This window comes from Hymenobacter ruricola, assembly GCF_015694525.1.
Classification (GTDB): domain Bacteria; phylum Bacteroidota; class Bacteroidia; order Cytophagales; family Hymenobacteraceae; genus Hymenobacter; species Hymenobacter ruricola.
This window is the reverse complement of sequence record NZ_JADQDM010000028.1, coordinates 14,814-33,985: the sequence shown is the minus strand read 5'-3', so window position 1 is coordinate 33,985 and position 19,172 is coordinate 14,814. Positions and strand designations below refer to the sequence as shown.

The 19,172-nt window shown below is 62.6% G+C and carries 17 protein-coding genes; 10 read left to right on the top strand and 7 right to left on the bottom strand.

The features are described from left to right. Positions 1-218: 218 nt before the first annotated feature. From I2H31_RS24790 to I2H31_RS24755, 8 genes are all read left to right on the top strand, one after another. Positions 219-2,276, top strand: a complete 2,058-nt coding sequence (locus I2H31_RS24790) for a BatA domain-containing protein (RefSeq protein ID WP_196295760.1) — start codon at positions 219-221, stop codon at positions 2,274-2,276. Positions 2,277-2,334: 58 nt separating this feature from the next. Beyond that, positions 2,335-2,907, top strand: coding sequence for a DUF4199 domain-containing protein (locus I2H31_RS24785; protein WP_196295759.1), 573 nt, complete (start codon positions 2,335-2,337; stop codon positions 2,905-2,907). A gap of 48 nt (positions 2,908-2,955) precedes the next feature. Beyond that, positions 2,956-3,480 (top strand): DUF4199 domain-containing protein, encoded by a 525-nt coding sequence (locus I2H31_RS24780; protein ID WP_196295758.1) that lies wholly within the window; start codon positions 2,956-2,958, stop codon positions 3,478-3,480. After that, positions 3,458-4,453, top strand: a complete 996-nt coding sequence (locus I2H31_RS24775; protein ID WP_196295757.1) for a glycosyltransferase family 2 protein — start codon at positions 3,458-3,460, stop codon at positions 4,451-4,453. The genes I2H31_RS24780 and I2H31_RS24775 overlap by 23 nt, the downstream gene beginning before the upstream one ends. Positions 4,454-4,540: 87 nt before the next feature. Continuing rightward, positions 4,541-5,674, top strand: coding sequence for a glycosyltransferase (locus tag I2H31_RS24770; RefSeq protein WP_196295756.1), 1,134 nt, complete (start codon positions 4,541-4,543; stop codon positions 5,672-5,674). A gap of 46 nt (positions 5,675-5,720) precedes the next feature. After that, positions 5,721-6,359, top strand: coding sequence for a hypothetical protein (locus I2H31_RS24765; protein WP_196295755.1), 639 nt, complete (start codon positions 5,721-5,723; stop codon positions 6,357-6,359). Positions 6,360-6,397: 38 nt separating this feature from the next. Further along, on the top strand, positions 6,398-6,970 hold the full coding sequence (locus I2H31_RS24760) for a hypothetical protein (RefSeq protein WP_196295754.1): 573 nt from the start codon (positions 6,398-6,400) through the stop codon (positions 6,968-6,970). Between the two features lie 3 nt (positions 6,971-6,973). Beyond that, positions 6,974-8,152, top strand: coding sequence for a hypothetical protein (locus I2H31_RS24755; protein ID WP_196295753.1), 1,179 nt, complete (start codon positions 6,974-6,976; stop codon positions 8,150-8,152). A gap of 39 nt (positions 8,153-8,191) precedes the next feature. Here I2H31_RS24755 and I2H31_RS24750 read toward each other — a convergent pair whose 3' ends face one another. From I2H31_RS24750 to I2H31_RS24740, 3 genes are all read right to left on the bottom strand, one after another. Then, entirely contained in the window at positions 8,192-9,202 is a 1,011-nt protein-coding gene (locus I2H31_RS24750) for a WD40 repeat domain-containing protein (RefSeq protein WP_196295752.1), read from the bottom strand. Positions 9,203-9,272: 70 nt separating this feature from the next. Continuing rightward, a complete protein-coding gene (locus tag I2H31_RS24745; protein ID WP_196295751.1) occupies positions 9,273-10,325 on the bottom strand; it encodes a hypothetical protein in 1,053 nt (350 codons plus the stop codon). 99 nt (positions 10,326-10,424) lie between these two features. After that, on the bottom strand, positions 10,425-11,522 hold the full coding sequence (locus tag I2H31_RS24740) for a glycosyltransferase family 9 protein (RefSeq protein WP_196295750.1): 1,098 nt from the start codon (positions 11,520-11,522) through the stop codon (positions 10,425-10,427). A 148-nt stretch (positions 11,523-11,670) separates the two neighbouring features. Between I2H31_RS24740 and I2H31_RS24735 the strand changes: the two genes are divergently transcribed. Further along, complete coding sequence (locus I2H31_RS24735) at positions 11,671-12,267, top strand: hypothetical protein (protein WP_196295749.1); 597 nt, start codon at positions 11,671-11,673, stop codon at positions 12,265-12,267. Here the strand turns inward: I2H31_RS24735 and I2H31_RS24730 are convergent. Next, a complete protein-coding gene (locus I2H31_RS24730; protein WP_196295748.1) occupies positions 12,262-12,660 on the bottom strand; it encodes a hypothetical protein in 399 nt (132 codons plus the stop codon). The genes I2H31_RS24735 and I2H31_RS24730 overlap by 6 nt on opposite strands. A gap of 52 nt (positions 12,661-12,712) precedes the next feature. Beyond that, positions 12,713-14,053: an adenylosuccinate lyase gene (gene purB / locus I2H31_RS24725; protein WP_196295747.1), complete on the bottom strand. Its 1,341-nt coding sequence runs from the start codon at positions 14,051-14,053 to the stop codon at positions 12,713-12,715. 333 nt (positions 14,054-14,386) lie between these two features. On the opposite strand from purB, the gene I2H31_RS25760 reads away from it, so the two are divergent. After that, on the top strand, positions 14,387-16,507 hold the full coding sequence (locus tag I2H31_RS25760) for a transglycosylase domain-containing protein (RefSeq protein WP_196295746.1): 2,121 nt from the start codon (positions 14,387-14,389) through the stop codon (positions 16,505-16,507). A 76-nt stretch (positions 16,508-16,583) separates the two neighbouring features. On the opposite strand, the gene I2H31_RS24715 is transcribed toward I2H31_RS25760, so the two are convergent. Further along, complete coding sequence (locus I2H31_RS24715) at positions 16,584-17,162, bottom strand: T9SS type A sorting domain-containing protein (protein WP_196295745.1); 579 nt, start codon at positions 17,160-17,162, stop codon at positions 16,584-16,586. Further along, a complete protein-coding gene (locus I2H31_RS24710) occupies positions 17,128-19,161 on the bottom strand; it encodes a hypothetical protein (RefSeq protein ID WP_196295744.1) in 2,034 nt (677 codons plus the stop codon). Before I2H31_RS24710 ends, I2H31_RS24715 begins: the two co-directional genes overlap by 35 nt. Positions 19,162-19,172: the final 11 nt, after the last annotated feature.

The following is a 19,172-nucleotide window of genomic DNA, read 5'->3' as shown; positions in this document are numbered from 1 at the left end:
GAGTCGGTCGCCGCCAACCTTTTTTCACCAACGTCCCCGGACCGCTTTCGCCAGCGGCCCGGGGACGTTTGCTTTTTAGGCCATTGCTCCTTTATTATGTGCCATGATTCGTGAGTAAAAGGAAAAGTTGCGTCAGCTATCATGAAACCTGTTCGATTAGTTATGGTCTTTTGTGGAAGTGAACGCATATTATTTCGGCAAAACCAGTCTTTTTTCTTATGCTGCTGATGTATCCTTGGTTTTTGTTGGGTTTGCTGGCTGTTGCAATTCCAGTGGCTATTCATCTGTTGCACTTAAGGAGGCCACAGCGAGTGCTCTTCACCAATACTGCATTCATTCAGGATGTAGAATTGACTACTGTGCGTCATCGGCGATTACAACATTTATTGGTTTTGCTGGCACGCGCATTGGCAATTATAGCTTTAGTAATTGCTTTTTGTCAACCTTTTATACCGGCTAAAACGAGAGAGAATTCTACTGCGAATGCTGTAGTGGGCATTTCTGTTGATAATTCGCCCAGTATGCAGTTGACTGGTGTTGGCAGCCAGAGGCTATTTGAAGAAGCAGTAGAGCAAGCGCGTGATTTTGGGCAATCGGCATCAACTGCGGCGAGGCTTCGGCTTCTGCAAACCGGAAATGCTGAGATGCCACAGGCTGCTTTTTTGAGGAAGCTTGATGAATTGCGTTTGAATGGCAAGTCGGGAGGAGCATCGTTGGGGGAGTACAACAAGCATCCCATTTACATTTTCTCCGATTTTCAGCGAATTGGGTTTGCAGCCAAAGACATTGATGCACTTGCTGAGAGGCGGCAGGCAATACTTGTACCATTGGCTGGTAAGCAAGCTGGTAATATATATGTCGATAGCCTGTGGCTAGATGATGCGTTCTTGCGCGTGCGCACAAATGTGGCCTTGCACGTGAGACTGCGAAATGGCGGGGCCGTAGTAGTCAGTGAATGTCCAGTGAAAGTGTTTCTGGCATCCCGGCAAGTAGCAGCGTTTCGCGTAACCGTTGAGCCAGGGAAAGCTCTCACGACCGAAATACAGGTACAACTGGTTGACGAAACCTTGGCGCAAGGGCGAGTGGTGGTTGAAGAACAGCCCGTTGTGTTTGACAATACGTACTATTTTACGTTACAGCCCGCGGCGGTTATTCGGGTGCTGGAAATTGGCGAAATACCAATTGCCCGGCAAGTATATGGCAATGAGCCCTTGTTTACGTACAGTTTTGCGAAGCCCGGCCAAGTGAATTTTGGGGCATTGAGGCAAACTGGTTTGGTGTTGGTGCACGAGTTGTCCCAGATTGACGCGGGATTGCGGGAGGCGCTAGTTGGTGTGACTAAAAGAGGAGGGACTGTGGTGGTGGTGCCTTCACCGGCCATGAGCGGCCGTGATTCTTACCAGCGTCTTTTTAAAGAATTGGGAATTGGAACGGCGCAGTGGGAAGCTTCGTCAGGTGCACCGGAATTGCGCGAAGTAGCCATGCCCAGTGTGCAGGAGCCGTTTTTTCGTGATGTGTTTGGGGCGCAGGCACGGGCCGTGACTATGCCACGGGCCGCGCCGGTATTGCGATGGGCGCGCACGGGAACCGACATTCTGCGTTTGCGGGACGGGGAAAGCTATCTGGCTCAATTTAATAGTGGCGTTGGGAAAGTATATGTTTTCTCCGCTCCTCTAGCCGTGCCATACTCCGATTTCGCCAGTCACGCATTGTTTGTGCCCGTCATGTATCGCATGGCGATGCTTAGCTACCACAATGACCATCTGCCGGCGTATCGGCTTACACAGAGCAGCGTAAGGTTGGAGCTTGCTTCCGGCGGCGAAGCAGCACCAGCAGGCTTGGCGGCGGCCGACGAGGCGGGCCTGCGCTTGGTGAAAGACAGCTTGGTTTTGATTCCAGTGCAACGAGTGCAGGGCAACGAAGTGCAACTGCAGATTCCGGCGGAGATGACCGCGCCAGGATTTTACCAGGTGCAGCGGCGCGGCAAAACGCTCACGACGCTGGCTTTTAACCTGGACAAGCGGGAGTCGGAACTGGCGGCGTATTCGGCCGATGAGTTGAGGCAGTTGATTGGGCCGAACCGACCGAATATCCGAGTGGTCGAGGCTGGAGCGAACGGGGGAGGGCTGGCCGCGCTGCAAGCCGAGCAGACGGGGCAACCGCTGTGGCGCTACTGTTTGCTGCTGGCGCTCTTGGCGCTGCTGGCGGAGGCCTTGTTGGTGCGTTTTGGGCGCAAAGGGGCAAGTGTCCCGAACCGTACTGCGGTAGCGGCTTGAAAAGGCTACGCTTAACCTGGCGCGATAAAGTTGCGGGCACGCGTAACTTGCCGTTTTAATGAACGCATTGTTTATGGCTATTTCCTACCGCGAACCCACGGCACCCGAACGGGACTCATCGGCGCGGCCGGTGGTTGGACTAGCGCTTCGTTTCGGCATAGGAGTGGGCCTGGTGTGCGTGCTCTGGATGGTGGGCCTGCAACTGACCGGCAACAACGGTTTTGGCCCCAAGCAACTGATGGCCCAACTGCTGGTGCCGCTGGTGGCCGTGGCCAGCCAACTGTGGCTGCGGCGGCAGGTGAAGCCGGCGAAACCCGGCCTGGGGCGCTCGTTGGGGGTGGGGACGCTAACGGTGCTGCTCGCGGCGGTGGTTTCGGCCGTGGGCGTGCTGGCCCTGGCAGCGGGTGCCGGCGAAACGGCGCTGGCCCGGCACCGCGCCGAGGTGGTGGAAATAGTGCAGGCCCAGCAGCGCGCCGCGCCCCAGCCCCAACTCACGGCCGCTCAGCGGGAGCAGCAACAGCAGAAAGTGGAACGATTGACGGTAGGCGATATGGCCAGCAGCAATTTTCTTCAGGTTTTGGTGATTGGGCTGGTGCTGGCGGTGCCGGCCGGAATATTTCTGCGGGAATAATTCTCAGTACCTTTCGCATCATTTTTCTTCGCCCCTACGCCCTGCCTTATGGAAACCAATACCACGCCCGTTACCACCACTTCGGTCGGCTTGCGCTACGGCCTGCTCACCGGCCTCATCAGCATCATTATTTCCTTTGCCCTCAACGCGGCGCATCTGGAGCAAAGCCCGGCAAAGTGGCTTTCGACGGTGGTGTTGGTCGGGGGTATTTTTCTGGCGCAACGTTATTACAAAGAGCAAAGTGGCGGATACATGAGCTACGGCCAGGGCATGAGCGTGGGCATGATACTGTCGGTGGTGTCGGGGGTGCTCGGCGCAATATTCTCCTATATCTACGTGAGCTTCGTGGATAGCGACATGATAACGCGGATGCTGGACAAGGCGCGCGCCGACATGGAAACCCGGGGCGGAGCCACCGATGAGCAGATTGAACAGGCCATGCAGATGACGGCCAAGTTTATGACGCCGGGCGCGTTGTCGTTTTTTGTCGTGCTCTTCTCGTTGCTGTTCGGGCTGCTTATTTCGCTGGTTGTATCGGCAATTGTCAAAAATGCCAAACCCGAGTTTGAATAAATCAGCCGCTGCTTCCTTTCCGGTGGAAATTTCCATCGTAATTCCGCTGCTCAACGAAGCCGAGTCATTACCGGAATTGACCCGCTGGATTGCACAGGTGCTACGCGCCCGCGGGCTGACCTACGAGGTGATTCTCATTGACGATGGCTCGACGGATGATTCCTGGGACGTAATTGAGGCGCTGGCGGCGGAAGATGCTGCCCTGCGCGGCATTCGCTTCAACCGCAACTACGGGAAGTCGGCGGCCCTGAACGTGGGGTTTGAAGCGGCGCGGGGCCGGGTGGTATGCACCATGGACGCCGATTTGCAGGACTCGCCGGAGGAACTGCCGGAACTGTACCGCATGATTGTGGAGGACAAGTTTGACCTCGTGAGCGGGTGGAAGCAGAAGCGGTACGACCCATTGTCGAAAACCATTCCGACCAAATTATTTAACGGGGCCACGCGGCTGATGTCCGGAATCCAGCTGCACGATTTCAACTGCGGGCTGAAATCGTACGACTCGCGCGTGGTGAAGAGCATTGAGGTGTACGGCGAGATGCACCGCTACATCCCGGTGATTGCGAAGTGGAACGGCTTTCGCAAGATTGGCGAGAAGGTGGTGCAACACCAGGAGCGAAAGTACGGCTACACCAAATTCGGGCTGGAGCGCTTCATCTTTGGCTTCCTCGATTTGCTGAGCATCACGTTTGTGGGGCGCTTTCGGCGGGCGCCGATGCACTTTTTCGGCACACTGGGCACATTGTCCTTTTTGCTGGGCCTGCTGATTACGCTGTGGCTAACGGGGGAAAAGGTGTGGCTTTCGCTGCACAACCTGAAGGCGCGGCAGGTAACGGAGCAGCCCTTGTTTTTCCTGGCATTAACGGCCGTAGTGGTAGGGGTGGTGCTGTTTGTGGCCGGATTCCTAGGCGAGATAATACAGCTCAACGGGCCGAAGCGGAACGATTATCTGGTGCGGGAAACAATTAATTAAATTCAGTTAACATTTATCAATTAACATTTAACCGGGCGAAATACGCAGTGTAATTGTTGAATGCTAATTGGTAAATATTAACTGAAAATGAAAGTTGTTATTATTGGGCCGGCCTACCCACTGCGGGGCGGCTTGGCTACTTACGACGAGCGGCTGGCGCGGGCTTTCATCGAAGCCGGTGACGAAGCCCGAATCGTCACTTTCTCGCTGCAATACCCGGACTTTCTGTTTCCGGGCCAGACGCAACTCAGCACCGAACCCGGCCCGACCGACCTTCAAATTGAGGTTAGCCTGAATTCAGTGAACCCGCTCTCGTGGTGGCGCGTGGGGCGAAAATTGCGGTCGGAACGGCCTGATTTGGTCATTTTTCGGTTTTGGCTGCCGTTCATGGGTCCGGCGCTGGGCACGGTGGCGCGGTTGGTGCGCGGCAACGGCCACACCCGCGTGGTGGCCATCACCGACAACGTGATTCCGCACGAGAAACGGCCCGGCGATGGCCCGCTGACGCGCTTTTTTCTGAGTGCCTGCGACGGATTTGTGACCATGAGCCGACGCGTGCTGGAGGATTTGAACAAAATGGGTTTCGGCCGGAAACCGGCGCTGTACCGGTCGCACCCACTGTACGATAATTTCGGACCAATAAAGCCGAAAGCGGAAGCGCTGGCGGCACTGGGTTTGCCCGATACAATGGGCTATTTGTTGTTTTTTGGATTCATTCGGGCGTACAAAGGCTTGGATGTAATGCTCGAAGCTTTTGCGGACGAGCGCCTCGCGACGTTGCCCATTAAATTAATTATTGCCGGTGAATTTTACGAGGACGCGGCGCCCTACGAAGCCTTAATCCGGCAGCATCAATTAGAAAGCAGAATCATCCGGGCCACCGACTTTATTCCCAACGAAAAGGTGGTGGATTATTTCTGCGCGGCCGATTTGGTGGTGCAGCCCTACAAGAATGCCACGCAAAGCGGCGTGTCGCAAATAGCCTATCACTTCGAGCGGCCCATGCTGGTGACGGACGTGGGCGGCCTGGCCGAACTCATCCCGGACGGCGTGGTGGGCTACGTGGTGCCGCCCACCGCCCCGGCCATTGCCGATGCCGTGGTGGATTTCTACACGGCGCGGCGCGAAGAAACCTTTGCGGCGGGCATTCGGGAACAGAAAAAGCAGTTCTCGTGGCCGGTAATGGTGGCGGCGCTGAAGGAAGTGGCAGGGCTTGGTTAAGAATTGCGGGGTATTTTCGTAAAGTGCTCCACGTATCGCAATTCCCATGAAACTCAAGCTGCTGCTTTGCCTAGTGCTGCTACTGCTGCTACCCTGGGCAACCCTGGCCCAAACGGCGCGCATTGCGCATTTCAGCCACAGCGGAAGCTTGGCGACGCTGGATGCAGCGATGGCAACGAGGGAAGACAATTTTGGCGATATATGCAGACACTTGTTCAAGGTGCAAACTATCGTTGCCACTTCGGAGACAACGGCGGTGTTACACGGCAAAATGGTATTTGTTTGTATGGGAAAGCCAGTAAAAGACAGCCTGCGTTCTGCTCATCCCAGAACAGCTACGGCTTCGTGGGGTGGCAAGCGGGGGCAAATGGTATACATACCGGCTGAAATGTCCTTTTCTTGTGCTTGCTCGGTTGCAACGCGGCCGGTGGTTGCCAGAAGGTTTGAGCTTTTCTACCCGGAAGCGCAGTTAATTGGTTTCGATAGCTCTCAAAAGTTTACTCCTGCTATTCCGGTATTGAAAAAGCAGAAACCCAAGCGCAAGAAATCCGCATTCACCCCAATCTTCTTCGCCCCGCCCCGGCATCCCGGCGTGGCGATGGCCGTAGCGCTCATCCTGACGTTGACCGGTGCGGGCTGGCTGCTGGGCGAGCGGCCCCGGCCGGTGGTGGGTTCAGCAGCTTAGGAAGCTGCATTGTTACATCCGTTTTTCCTTAACTGCTGATGGCCATTTCTCTCGTTCGCGTTCTGATAACGGCTGGATTGACGGTCGGCTTGCTGCGACCCGTATTAGCGCAAACGGCGCGCATCGCGCATCTGAGCCACAGCGGCAGCGCGGCGAAGCTGGATGAAGCGGATTCAGAAGATAATTTTGGAGGTCCCATTCAACCGCCATACTTCAAAGCAGATAGTATTCGGTTGATTTCTGACACTACGGCCATGGGATATGGACGCTGGCATAAGATTGACAATAAAGAGACGACATTACAAATCCGGCTTGCAGCTCGAATTGAGAAAAAGCCGGTGCGCTTGACAAAGCAACAGTTGGTTAGGGAGTACCAGCACTATCAACCAGAGGTTAAACTCATCGGATTCGACAGCACGGCCAAACCCGCCGCGTCTGCTCCCACGCTGAAAAAGCAAAACACCAAACGCAAAAAATCCGTCTTTGCGCCTACCATATCCGCCCCGGCCCAGCACCCCGGCGTGGCGCTGGCCGTGGCGCTCATTCTGACCCTAACTGGAGCCGGCTGGCTGCTGGGCGAGCGCCGCTTGGCCCAACCCAAGGCCGCTTAGCCGATGCTGGGAGCTTTTGCCCGCCGCTGGGCGCTGATGTTTGTTGGGCTGTTTGGACTGACGGTGCCGTTTCGCTACCAGGTGCTGCCCAATGTGGGGCAGTGGCTGCGGCCGATGCTGGAGGCGGGGCTGGCCACGGCCGCGGGCGGCTGGCTGCCGGAGCATTCGGCGGCGCTGTTTTCCGATTCGCCGGGGCTGTGGCTGTATGCGGTACTGCTCGCGGTGGGCACAGCCGTGGCCGCGGCGCTGTGGGCCCGACTGGCGCGACGGAGCCCGGCCACGGAGGCGCGGCTGTGGTACTTGCTGCACACGGGCGCGGCATGGTTTCTGGCGCTGCATCTGTTGGAATACGGCTTTGATAAGGTGTTCAAGCACCAGTTTTACCTGCCTGAACCCAACACGTTGTACACGCCGCTGGGGCAGCTTTCGCCGGACCTGGCTTATTGGAGCGTGATGGGGGCCTCGCGCTTCTACAGCGTGTTTGCGGGGGCGGCGGAAGTGGCCGCGGGGCTGCTGCTGCTGTGGGGGCGCACCCGGCTGCTGGGCGGCCTCGGGGCCCTGGCCGTGCTGGCCAACGTGGTGGCGTTGAACTTCGGTTTTGATATCAACGTGAAGCTTTGGTCGGGATTTCTGCTGGGTCTGGCGGGGCTGGTGGCCGCGCCGGGGGCCTACACAGCATATTTCGCGCTGGTGCCGCGCGAGTGGCGGCCGGCCGGACCGCAGCGGCCGGCTGCCTGGCAGGGCCGTTGGATGGGGGCAGCACGGGGCTTACTGCTGGGCGTGCTGCTGCTGGAAACGGCCGGGCGCTTCGTGCTGGATGGCCGTTTCAACGACGACACCGCGGCGCGGCCGGCGCTGCACGGCGCCTATGCCATGGTGCCGCTGGCGGGAACGGCAGCCGGGGCGCCGACGCGGGTGTTCGTGCATCGGCGTGGCTATTTCATTACCCAAATGGCCGACGGTCGTTTACAGGACTATGCCCTGCGCTACGCGCCGGGCCAACTGCTATTGGGCGGGGCCGGTGGCCCGTCCGGTATCTTGCGCTACACCGCCGACGGCACCGGTTTGCACCTGACGGGGAGGCTGGGGCCTGATTCGGTGCGCTGGCTGGCCCGGCCGCTGCCGTGGCGCCAGCTGCCGCTGCTGCACGGCTGGCGCTGGACCACCAGCCCCAACAATTGACTTTGCGGGCTTGGTTCGGCATTGCGCACCTAGCAGTGCCTACCGGTCGCGGTAGATGCCCCACAGGCTCAGCGACTGCGAACCGTCGCCGGTGCCGGTGAAATCGCCGCCCACGATAAAGTCGCCGTTGGGCGCTACCACCACGGCCCGCACCGCGCCGTTGAGGCCGTTGTGGGGGAAGGCTTGCCAGCTGCCCTGGTGCCAGCGGGCGAGGTTTCGAATGGATAAATTATCGACGGTACTGAAGCTGCCGCCTGCGATAATATCCCCGTTGGTCGCTATGGCTACGCTATTGACGTACCCATCGAACCGGGCTGGCACATACTCCCAGTTTCCACCATCGGTGGTGTCGGAGCGCACCACGCTGCCGTAGTTGGAACTGAGGTTGTGGACGTGGCCAGTGGCCCTGGTACCCACCGTAATTTCGCCATTGCGGGCCACGGCCATGCTACTTACAAACGCCTCGACTCCGCCTTCCAGTAGGTGCCAGCGCTGGCCATCCCACCGAATGACATGGGCATCGTAATACGGGTTTGAGCCGGGAAAGCTGCCGCCCGCCACCACGTCGCCGTTGGGGGCCACGGCCAGCGCCAGTACATAGGGTGCATGCGACTCATAAATAGAATCGGTCGAGGTGGGTAAGGGCAGGGGATGCCAGCGGCGACCATTCCAGCGGCAGAGGCCGAAGGTACCTCCGGCCAGTACGTCGCCGTTGGAGGCCACGGCAATGGCTTGTGGCGTGGCGGGCGGCCCCTTGCCGAGGGGTTGCCAGCGGTGGCCGTCCCAGCGGGCAATGTTGCGAATGCTGTCGGGGCCGTTGGCGATGGCAAACGGGCCGGCGGCTAATATGTCGCCATTGGGAGCAACCGCCAGCGCACTCACGCTGCCCGAGAAGCTTGACCCGAGGCGGTGGCGGTACCGCCCGTTCCAGCGGTATATCCGGGTTTGAGGTCGGTAGGAGGTTGAGGCTGCCTTAGCTGCATTATCGGCATCGAAGAAATCGGTGGCCAGCAGCACATCGCCGTTGCGGGCGGCCGCCAGCGCCGTCACGCTCCCGCTATTGGGGTAGGCGGCCGCAAACCCGGCGGGCTCGCTGCCCGCTGGCCAAGACGCGTCAATGTCAGCCCCCCCAGTATTGCCGGCTGCTCAAGCTGGGGTTTGCCGCGTGGTAGGCGCGCCAATCAACGACTTGCCAACTGGTGCCGTTCCACTGCTCCAGAAGGGTAGGGCGGGTGAGAATGTCGTTGCTGTACGTCGTGGTGGTGGCCTGTATTTCGCCCGTTGGCGTTACTTCAAGTGTTTCGACCCGACCCTTTAAGCCGGGGCCTAATTCCTGCCAGGCGCGGCCATCCCAGCGGGCTACGTAATCGGAGTTGTTGCCGTGCGCATCAAATAACTGGCCGCCGGCCAGCACTTCACCGCGCGGGGTTAAGGCTAGCGCCACGGCGCTGCGGTGCACGTTGGCCGGGCCCAGGGGCTGCCAGGCCGTGCCGGTCCAGCGGGCCGCCGTCTGAATTTCGTGTGTCTCATACGGAAAATACCCGCGCGCTACCAGTTCCCCCGTTGCGGTAACGACCAGATTCCAGATGCTGACCTGGCGGGTGGCGGGGGCCGTGTTCGTGGCCGGAGTGGGGGCCAGCGGCAGCCAGTGCTGGCCGTCCCAGCGCAACACCTCGCAGGGGGAGCCCGAACCGAACGGAAAGCCCGCCAGAAGGTCCCCGTTGGGGGCAATGGTCAAGGCGTTTACCTGGCTTTGGGGCCAGCCACTGCCCAACGGCTGCCAGTGGTGGCCGTCCCAGCGGGTAACTATGCTCTGACTGGTTCCCTTGTCTTCCACAATGCCCGCCGCCTCCAGCCCGCCGGCCGGCAGGGCGCACAAGGCCGTGACGGTGGTGAAAGCCCCGGGCCCTTCGCCCAGCGCCTGCCAGTGCCGGCCGTCCCACCGGACCACAAAGTCGGCGTTGGGCTGCCCGCCAACATTGGTGAAATCCCCGCCAACTATCAGGTCGCCGTTGGGTTGGCGTAGCGTGGCGGTCACGCTCCCGGTCAGGCCAAGCTGGTGAAAGCCGGGCAGCCAACCCGGCTGGGCCAGGGCCGCTGCCGCCGAGCTGGCAAGGAGCAGCAGGGTCAGCCACGCATTTCGGCTAAGAGTTCGGATTGGCAAACGCAACATAAGGCAGCGTGAAGAAGGCAGTGGCTGGTTCAGACTGCTTGATGCCGACGCTGCAGGTTGTGCACAAGGCAGGGGATGGCTGATACGGCCACTTGTGCCTTACCGCGGCACGCTTTCGCGCACGGCTTGCAGCACTTTTTCGGCCGGCAGGTCTTCCATGCAGCTGGTGCCCAGGCGGCAGGTGCCCCGGTAGAAGCACACGCACTGCTTATCGGGCCCCACGAGCTGGCCGCGGCCGTAGAGGTCGAATTCGTGGGGGTTGAAGATGTTGTTCATCAAGATGGTGGGCTTGCGCAGGGCAATGCTGATGTGCATGCCCATGGTCACCTGCGTCACGATGCCGTCCATCTGGTGCATCAAGTTGATGAACTGGGGCAGGGGAAAGGTGCCCAGGTAAGCCGCGCCGGTGGCGGCGTGCAGCACGCGGTTGCGGGCGTCTTCGGCCTCGCCGCCCAGCAGCACGGGCGTGTAGCCGGCCGCCTGCAGGCCCTGGATGAGCGTAATCCACTTTTCGTTGCTCCAGAGGCGGGTGGTCCACCGGTCGCCGCAGCCGGTGTTGAGGCCGATGCGGGGGCGGGCGGCGGGCAGCGCGCGCCAGTCGTAGCCCTTGTCCTCGTGGGTGTCGAAGACGTATTCTTCGCCCCGGAAATCGAAGCCGCAGAGCTCGAAGATTTCCTGCACGTAGGGCTTGGTGTTGGCCAGGCTGGTCTGGTCGAAGATGCCGGTGAGGAATTTGTGCTCGGCCAGTTCGTTCACCGGCCAGGCCACGCCGTCGTAGGGGCGCAGGGCGTAGCCGTATTTCTCCTTCGCTTCGATGCTGTTCAGCAGCGCGCAGGCTTCTTTTTCCTTGTCGAGGTTGATGAGCACGTCGAACTGCCGGCCCTGCAATTGCAGGGCGCTGGCGAAATCGAACTTGAGAATCTCCTCAATCTCGCCCTGCGGCAGGATGGCGGGCGTGTGCGTGAGCCAGGTGATGGAGCAGCCGGGCCGCTCCTGGCGCAGGCGCCGCAGCAAGGGCGTGGTTCGTATCACGTCGCCGATGGCCCCGAGCTTGATGATGAGCACCCGGCTGCTCACGGGCGCGTACACCGGGCAGCCGTCGCACACGTAGCCGTCGGTTTTGTTGGGGCGGCAGGGCAGGTCGCCGCGGAAGTGGCGGCAGTCGGGGTGAACGACGGTGTTCAGGAGTTCAGACACGGGGCGGGCAAGGGCGGTTGAAGCGGTAAAAATAGCAGCGTAGACCGGGCCAACGGCCGCGGGCGGTTTGTACCATCCAGTTGCGTACCTTTTGCTTTTGGTGCAGAAACAGATGGTACATTCGCTTTTGAACCGACCTCCCTGAACCATGGGTTTGCTCAAGAAATTTTCCCACCGCCGGGCCGGGCAGTCAAATCTGACTTCTGGCCGGCAGGTGCAGGCCTGCTTCGGCCTCACCCAATTGCAACTGGCCCTGCTGCTGGGGGTATCGCGCGAGGCGCTGGCCGCCGCCGAGGCGGGCCGGCGTTACCTGTCGGGGCCGCCCGGGGTGCTGCTGAGCGAGCTGGCCCAACTGGTGCAGGCCCTGCCGCCCGCTGTGGATGCCGCCAACAGCCCATCTCCTGCTCAGTCCGCGCCCGCACTGCCGGAGTACAGCCGAAACGCCTTGCGCCTGCGCCTGATGGCCATCGGCCTGGAAGAGTACCGGTTGCGGCAGCAGCTGGACCGCTGCCAGACCCAAGTAGCCCAGATGCAGCGGCGCGAGCAGGCCCTGCCGGCGCTACAAGCCCTGCTGCCCCCCGGCAATGCCTACGCCGCCACCTGGCTCACGCAGTTTGCCGCCGATGCCGCTGCCATCCGGCAGCTGGAGGAGCCCCAGGCTGCTCTGCTGGCCCTGCGGCTGCGGGTGCTGGCCTTCGAGGCAAGCGAAACAGCGGCGTTGCTGAGCGAGGCAGCGGATTTATAGCCCCGGCGTTTCCTCCGCCGGCAGGTTGCGGGCAAGGTCCGCCAAGGTGACTTTTGTTCCGCGCTGCGCCCAGTAGGCGGGCCCATCAAAGGGATATTTGGGCGGGATGGTGCCGGGCGCAAATTCGGCGCAAATGACGGCGCACAGGCGCGAAATGGAATCCACCTGACCATCTTTCAGCCAGCGAACCTGGCCTTTGGGGGCCACTAGCAGTTGCGCCAGGCGGGCTTCGGCCGGTACCTGAAGCAGCAGGGCTTTGGGAAGCTTGATTAATTCCAGTTCCTCACCGGGTTGCAGCACACCGGCATCTATCAGGCTAAGCCAGGAAGTACGGTCTTTTTTGGCCACGGCCTGCTTTTCGGCTTTGGCCTCTTTCGCTCTTTTCTGAACCATGTAGCCGGTCGCCGATGGCAACGGCCCAAGTAATTATAAAGGGAAGAGCCGCCTACCGCCCCACGTAGCTATGCGGCGTGATGCCGCGCAGCTCGGTTTTCACGCTTTCGCTCACATCTAACCCTTCAATGAACGCCCCGATGCTGGCCGCCGAAATGGCTTCGCCGGTACGAGTAAGGGCCTTGAGGGCGTTGTAGGGGTCGGGGTAAGCTTCGCGGCGCAGGATGGTTTGGAGGCCTTCGGCCACCACGGCCCAGTTGGCTTCCAGGTCTTTTTCCAGCGCCGACTCGTCGAGAGCCAGCTTGCCCAGGCCGCGCTGCAAAGCACCCAACGCAATTAAAACGTGGCCCAGCGGCACGCCCAGGTTGCGCAGCACTGTGGAGTCGGTGAGGTCGCGCTGCAGGCGGGAGATGGGCAGCTTGGCGGCGAAGTGTTCGAGCAGGGCGTTGGCCACGCCCAGGTTGCCCTCGGCGTTCTCGAAGTCGATGGGGTTCACCTTGTGGGGCATGGCCGAAGAGCCCACCTCGCCGGCCTTGATGGTTTGCTTGAAGTAGCCCAGCGAGATGTACTGCCACACGTCGCGGGCCAGGTCCAGCAGGATGGTGTTGAGGCGCTTGAGGGCGTCGCAGTGGGCCGCCAGGTGGTCGTAGTGCTCAATCTGGGTGGTGGGGTAGGAGCGCGCCAGCCCCAGCCGCTCGTTCACAAACGTGGTGGCGAAGGCGTGCCAGTCGGTGCCCGGGTAGGCCACGTAATGGGCGTTGAAGTTGCCCGTGGCGCCCCCGAACTTGGCCCCGAACGGCACCTGGGCCAGCAGCGCCACCTGGGCGTCGAGCCGGGCCACAAACACGGCAATTTCCTTGCCCAGCCGCGTGGGCGAGGCCGGCTGCCCGTGGGTGCGGGCCAGCATGGGCACGTCGGCCCACTCCTGGGCGCGGGCGGCCAGGGCGTTGCGCACCTGCGCGTAGGCCGGCAGCAGCACGCCCACCATGGCATCGCGGAAGCTGAGCGGAATGGCGGTGTTGTTGATGTCCTGCGAGGTGAGGCCGAAGTGGATGAACTCGACAAACGCGCCCAGGCCCAGCTTCGTGAACTCGTCGCGCAGGAAGTATTCCACGGCTTTCACGTCGTGGTTCGTCACAGCTTCGTGGGCCTTCACGGCCTCGGCGGCGGCCTCCGAGCAGTTTTCGTAGAGGCCGCGCAGGGCGGGAAACGCATCGGCTGGCACGGCTTGCAGTTGCGGCAGCGGCAGCTCGGCCAGCGCGATGAAGTACTCGACTTCGACCAGCACGCGGTAGCGTATCAGGGCCATTTCGGAGAAGCGCGTGGCCAGGGGGGCCGTGGCGCGGGCGTAGCGCCCGTCGAGGGGCGAGAGGGCGGTGAGGGGGCTGGGCATGGCGCAAAAGTACGGGCGGGCGGCGCGGTCCGGAACGGCCGACTCCCCTCCTTTTTTAAGGAGGGGATGCCGGCGCGCAGCGTCGGCGGGGGTGGTAAAGTCGTTGAACGATATGCGCACAGTCAGCATTTGTAGCCGTTAGGCCGTAGCAGCACGCGCTTGCCGGGCTCGTTCAACGACGTCCACCCCCCCCCCGTTCGAACCTGCGGTTCGAACGCCCCCTCCTTAAAAAAGGAAGGGAATCAGCCGTTCAGCTTTTACTTCCGTATTCCGGCTACGCCGGGGTTTGCCGTACCTTTGGCGGTGGCTACCCTGCTCACTTTACTGATTTCCGTGCCCATTTCCCCTTCCACCAAGCGACTTTTAATCGGCATACTGAGCGGCGTGGCGGCGCTGCTGCTGCTGGCCGTGGCCGTGTTTCAGTGGAAGCGCCAGCAGCTGCTGGACTACGCCCTGAAAGAGGTCAAGGCCAAAGTTGAACGCAAATACCCGGTCGTTCTCACGCTGGGCCCGGCCCGGTTCGCCGGCTTCAAAACCGTGGAGATAGCCGGCCTCGGCCTCGTGCCCACGGCCAACCCCACCGACACCCTGCTCACCGCCCGCCGCCTGCAGGCCAGCCTGAGCGTGCGCTCGCTTTTCGCCGGCCGCCCGGTGTTCAGCGACCTGCAAATCATCACGGCCCGCCTCACGCCCCACAAAACCGCCACCGCCGACAACTACGGCTTTCTCATCAAAAAGCAGAAAGCCAGCACCGTGCCGCGCGACACCACCAAGGGCACCAACTACGGCCTGCTGCTGAACCAGGCCCTGGAAACGGTGTTCGACAACGTGCCCGAAGAAGCCAGCTTCCGCGATTTCACCGTCAGCTACGCCAACCTGCGCCACACCGCCCTGCTGCGCCTGCCGGAGCTGAAAATCCAGGACGGCGACATCTCGGGCCGCCTCACGGCCACCGTCGACTCGGTGGCGAACGAGCTGGGCATCAGCGGGCACATCGAGCCCGGCGACTACGCCCTCGACGCCAAGGTGTTTGGCGTGGGCGGCTCGGTGCAGCTGCCCTACGTGCCCCGCCGCTTCGGGGCGCTGGTGAGCTTCGACACGGTGCAGGTGCGGCTCGACAGCAAGGACTTCGACGACGACGACACCGGCGGCAAGCTCACGGTGCGCGGCTCGGTGGCGTCCCGCAACTTCAGCCTCTACCACCCCAAGCTGGCCGCCAACGAGATTGTGGTGAAGCGCGGCTCGATGGACTTCGTGGCCACGCTGGGCCGCGGCACCGCCGCCCTGGAAAAAGGCAGCCGCATCACGGTCAACAAAATTGTCCTTTACCCCGAAATCAGCGTGCGGACGAAGCCCAGCCGGGCCGTCAGCATCAACGTGACCTCGGCCGAGACGCAGGCCAACGACTTCTTCGCCTCGCTGCCCACCGGCATCTTCGACGAGGTGCGCGGCACCCAGGGCACGGGCACGCTCACCTACCGCATGAGCGGCAGCCTGGATATGGCCCGCGTCGACAGCCTGAAGTTCGATTCCAGCCTGCGGGGCAAGAATTTCAAGCTCACCAGCTTCGGCGAAGAAGACCTCAACAAGTTGAACACCGCCTTCAGCCAGACCGTGTACAACGACAAGGGCGACTCGGTGCGCACCTTCGTGGTGGGCCCGCCCAACCCGGATTTCGTGCCCTACAACGAAGTGTCGCCCTACCTCATCCACGCCATCACCACGGCCGAAGACCCGCGCTTCTTCACCCACAAAGGCTTCATGGAGAAGGCGTTTGTGAAGTCGGCCATTCAGAACATCAAGGAGCACCGCTTTGCCCGCGGCGGCAGCACCATTTCCATGCAGCTGGTGAAAAACGTGTTTCTGACCCGCCAGAAAACCGTGGCCCGCAAGGTTGAGGAAGCCCTCATCGTGTGGCTCATCGAGAACACCAGCCTGGCCAGCAAGCAGCGCATGTTCGAGGTCTACCTCAACATCATCGAGTGGGGCCCCAGCAAGTACCGCTGGCCCAGCGGCAAGCGCGGCGTGTACGGCGTGAAGGACGCAGCCCTGTTCTACTACGGCAAGCGCCCCGACGAGCTGAACCTGGCCGAAAGCCTCTACCTGGCCAGCATCATCCCCAAGCCCAAGTTCGCGCGCTACTCCTTCGATGCCTACGGCGACCTGCGCCGCAGCACCCGCTACTTCTTCCGCCTCATCGCCGACATCATGGCCACGCGCGGCCTCATCACGTCCAACGACCGCGAAAACCTGCCATACGGCCTCTCCCTCAACGGCCCGGCGCGCCAGTACATGCACTTCGCGGCGCGGCCCGACACCACGCGCGCCGTCGCGGCCGATTCCAGCCAGTTCGAGCCCCTCAACCTGATTGACCTGCTCAACACCGGCGCCGCGCCCGACGCCGGCGTGAACTCCAACGCCGCCGACCCCGACCCTACCAAAGCGCCGAAATAACCCAGCCGCTCCGGTCGCACCAAAAAAGGGCAGCCTCGCGCGGGGCTGCCCTTTTTTGGTGCGGCAAGCACTGGCGCTACTCCACCGCGATGCGGCGCGCCACGGTGCCGGCGGCGTAGTGCACGCGCAGCACGTAGAGGCCGGCGGGCAGCGTTTCGAGGTCCAGCGTTTGCTCGGCGGCGCGGGTGGCGGGCTGGCGCCGCACGGTGCGGCCCAGCGCGTCGGTCAGCTCCACCGCAAGGGGGCCGGCGCTTAGGTCGGGCGCGATGCGCAGCTGGCCGTGGGCGGGCACCGGCCAGGCGGCGGTGCGCGCGGCCACGGCGGCCGGGGCGGCCACACTCAGCACGTTGGGCGCCGTGATGCGGGCCACGTTGAGGCGGGGCTGCCCCGCCACGGTGCTGAACTCCCCCGCAAATGCAATGGCGCCATCGGGCTGCACCACAATGGAGCGCACCGCGACATTGGGGGTGGCCGTGGCACCAAACGAGGCATCGAACTGCCCGTTGTCGAGCACCCGCGCCAGGTTGGCGCGCACGCCGGAGGGAATGGAAGCCGTGGTAAAGTCGCCACCCAGCAGCACGCGGCCGTTGGGCTGCAGGGCCAGCGTGCGCACCGGGCCGCTAATGGCCAAGGAGGTCGTAAAACTGGGGGTCAAGGGCGCCAGTGGGCAGCAGGCGGGCCACGCCCTGGCGCGCGGCGCCGTCTACCTGGTTGAAAGAGCCGCCCGCCAGCAGCTTGCCGTCGGGCTGCTGGACCAGGGCAAATACCTGGCCCGCCGACGACCCGACACCATTGACCAGCGAGTAATCCGTGCTGCTCTGGAAGGAAGCGTCGAGGGCGCCATTGGCTTCGTAGCGGGCCAGCCGGAACGTGATGGCCGGCGTAGTGGGCCGAAACCGGCTCGCCACCACAATGCGGCCGTCGGCCTGCACCAGCACGGCATCGGCGGCGGCGGCCGCGCCCAGCGTGGGGTGGGCGAGGGCGCGGGCAAAGCTGGGGTCAATGGCCCCGGCGCTGGTGAGCCGCAGCAGCCCGTTGAACGCAACGCCGTTGGCGGTGCCGCTCAGCGCGCCCGTCACCAGCACGCGCCCATCGGCCTGCAAGGCGAGGTCCGTCACGTCGGCCACGTAGTGGCCCGGTCCGGTTACCAGGGGCATAAAAGTGGCATCGGGCGCGCCGGTGGCCTCAAAGCGCAGCACCGACTGGGCGGTGCCGGCCAGCACTTTGCCATCGGGCTGCAGCTCAAGGCAACTCACCGAAGCGGGCAGCACGCCGGTAGCAGCCGAAAAGCCCGCGTCGAGGGCGCCGCTGGGCAGCAGGCGTACCAGCCGGTGCACGGGCTGCCCGTTCAGCTCCGTAAAATCGCCGCCGAGCAACAGCTTGCCGTCGGGCTGCCGGGCCAGGGCGGTGGCCGTGCCCGGGATTTGCAGCCTGGCCACAAACGCGGGGTCGGGGGCGCCGGCCGGGCTGAGCTTCACCAGCGGCTGCTCCACGGCGTCGAAGGCGCCGAAGCCGCCGCCCACCAGCAGGGAGCCGTCGGGCTGCAGGCCCAGGCTGCTTGGGGTTTCGCCGGGGCCCGCGCCCACCTGAAAGGTCAGGTCGATGGTGCCGTTGTCGTTGAGGCGGGCCAGGCGGTTGCCCACGGCGCCGGTGAAATAGCCCGTCGCGATGATTTTGCCGTCGGGCTGCAGCACCACGGCCGGGTCCGAAGAACTGGTCGAAACTTCGCCGTTTACAAAAAGCGAAGTGGTGAAATTGGGGTCGATGCCACCCGTGGGCAGCAGGCGCACCAGGGCGGCATCCGGCGTGGGCCCGCTCAAGGGCAGGGCCAGCAAGCCATTCACCAGCACTTTGCCGTCGGGCTGCACCACCACGCCCTCCACCAAGGAACTGTTCAGCAGGGGCGAAACGAACGTGGCGTCGAAGCCGCCGTTGGCGTTCAGGCGAACCAGCCCCGTCGCGGGCTGGCCGTCGAAGTAGTCGAACTGGCCGCCAATCAGAATCTTGCCATCGGGCTGCACCGCAATGGCGGTGGGATACGCCCCCGCGCTGAACCCGGAGCCCGCGGCGTTGAACGTGGCGTCCACGCTGCCGTTGGCGTTGAGCCGGACCACGCCCGGCGCAGGCACGCTGTTGTAAGCCGAAAAAAAGCCGGCCACCAGAATCTTGCCGTCGGGCTGCGTGGCAAAAGCGGAACCGTAGCCGGAGCTCAGGCCAAAGGTCGGGCCCGTGCCCACGCTGAAAGTAGCGTCGGGGGTGCCGTTGGCGTTCAGGCGCCCAAGCTCGGCGCGGGCGATGCCGGCGGCCAGAATATTGCCGCTGCTGCTCACCAGCAGGTATTGCCCGCCGGGCAGGCCCAGCACCTGCGTCACGCCGCGCACGTTGCCGGTGTTTTGCGAAAAGGGTTGGTCAAGGTTGCCCTGGGCGTCGAGCCGGATGAGGGGGCGGGCGTTGGTGGCGCCGTTTACCCGCGTGAAAAAGCCACCCACCACGCGCTTGCCGTCGGCCTGCGCAGGGCCCATGTAGTACACCTTGCCCGTGGTGTAGAGCGACTGGGGCGAGGCAAACGTGGGGTCGAGCGTTTGGGCGGCTGCGGGGCGGCAGAGCGGAGCGGCCAGCAACAGGCAGGCCGCGGCGAGTCGAAGTATTTTCATAGACGCACGAA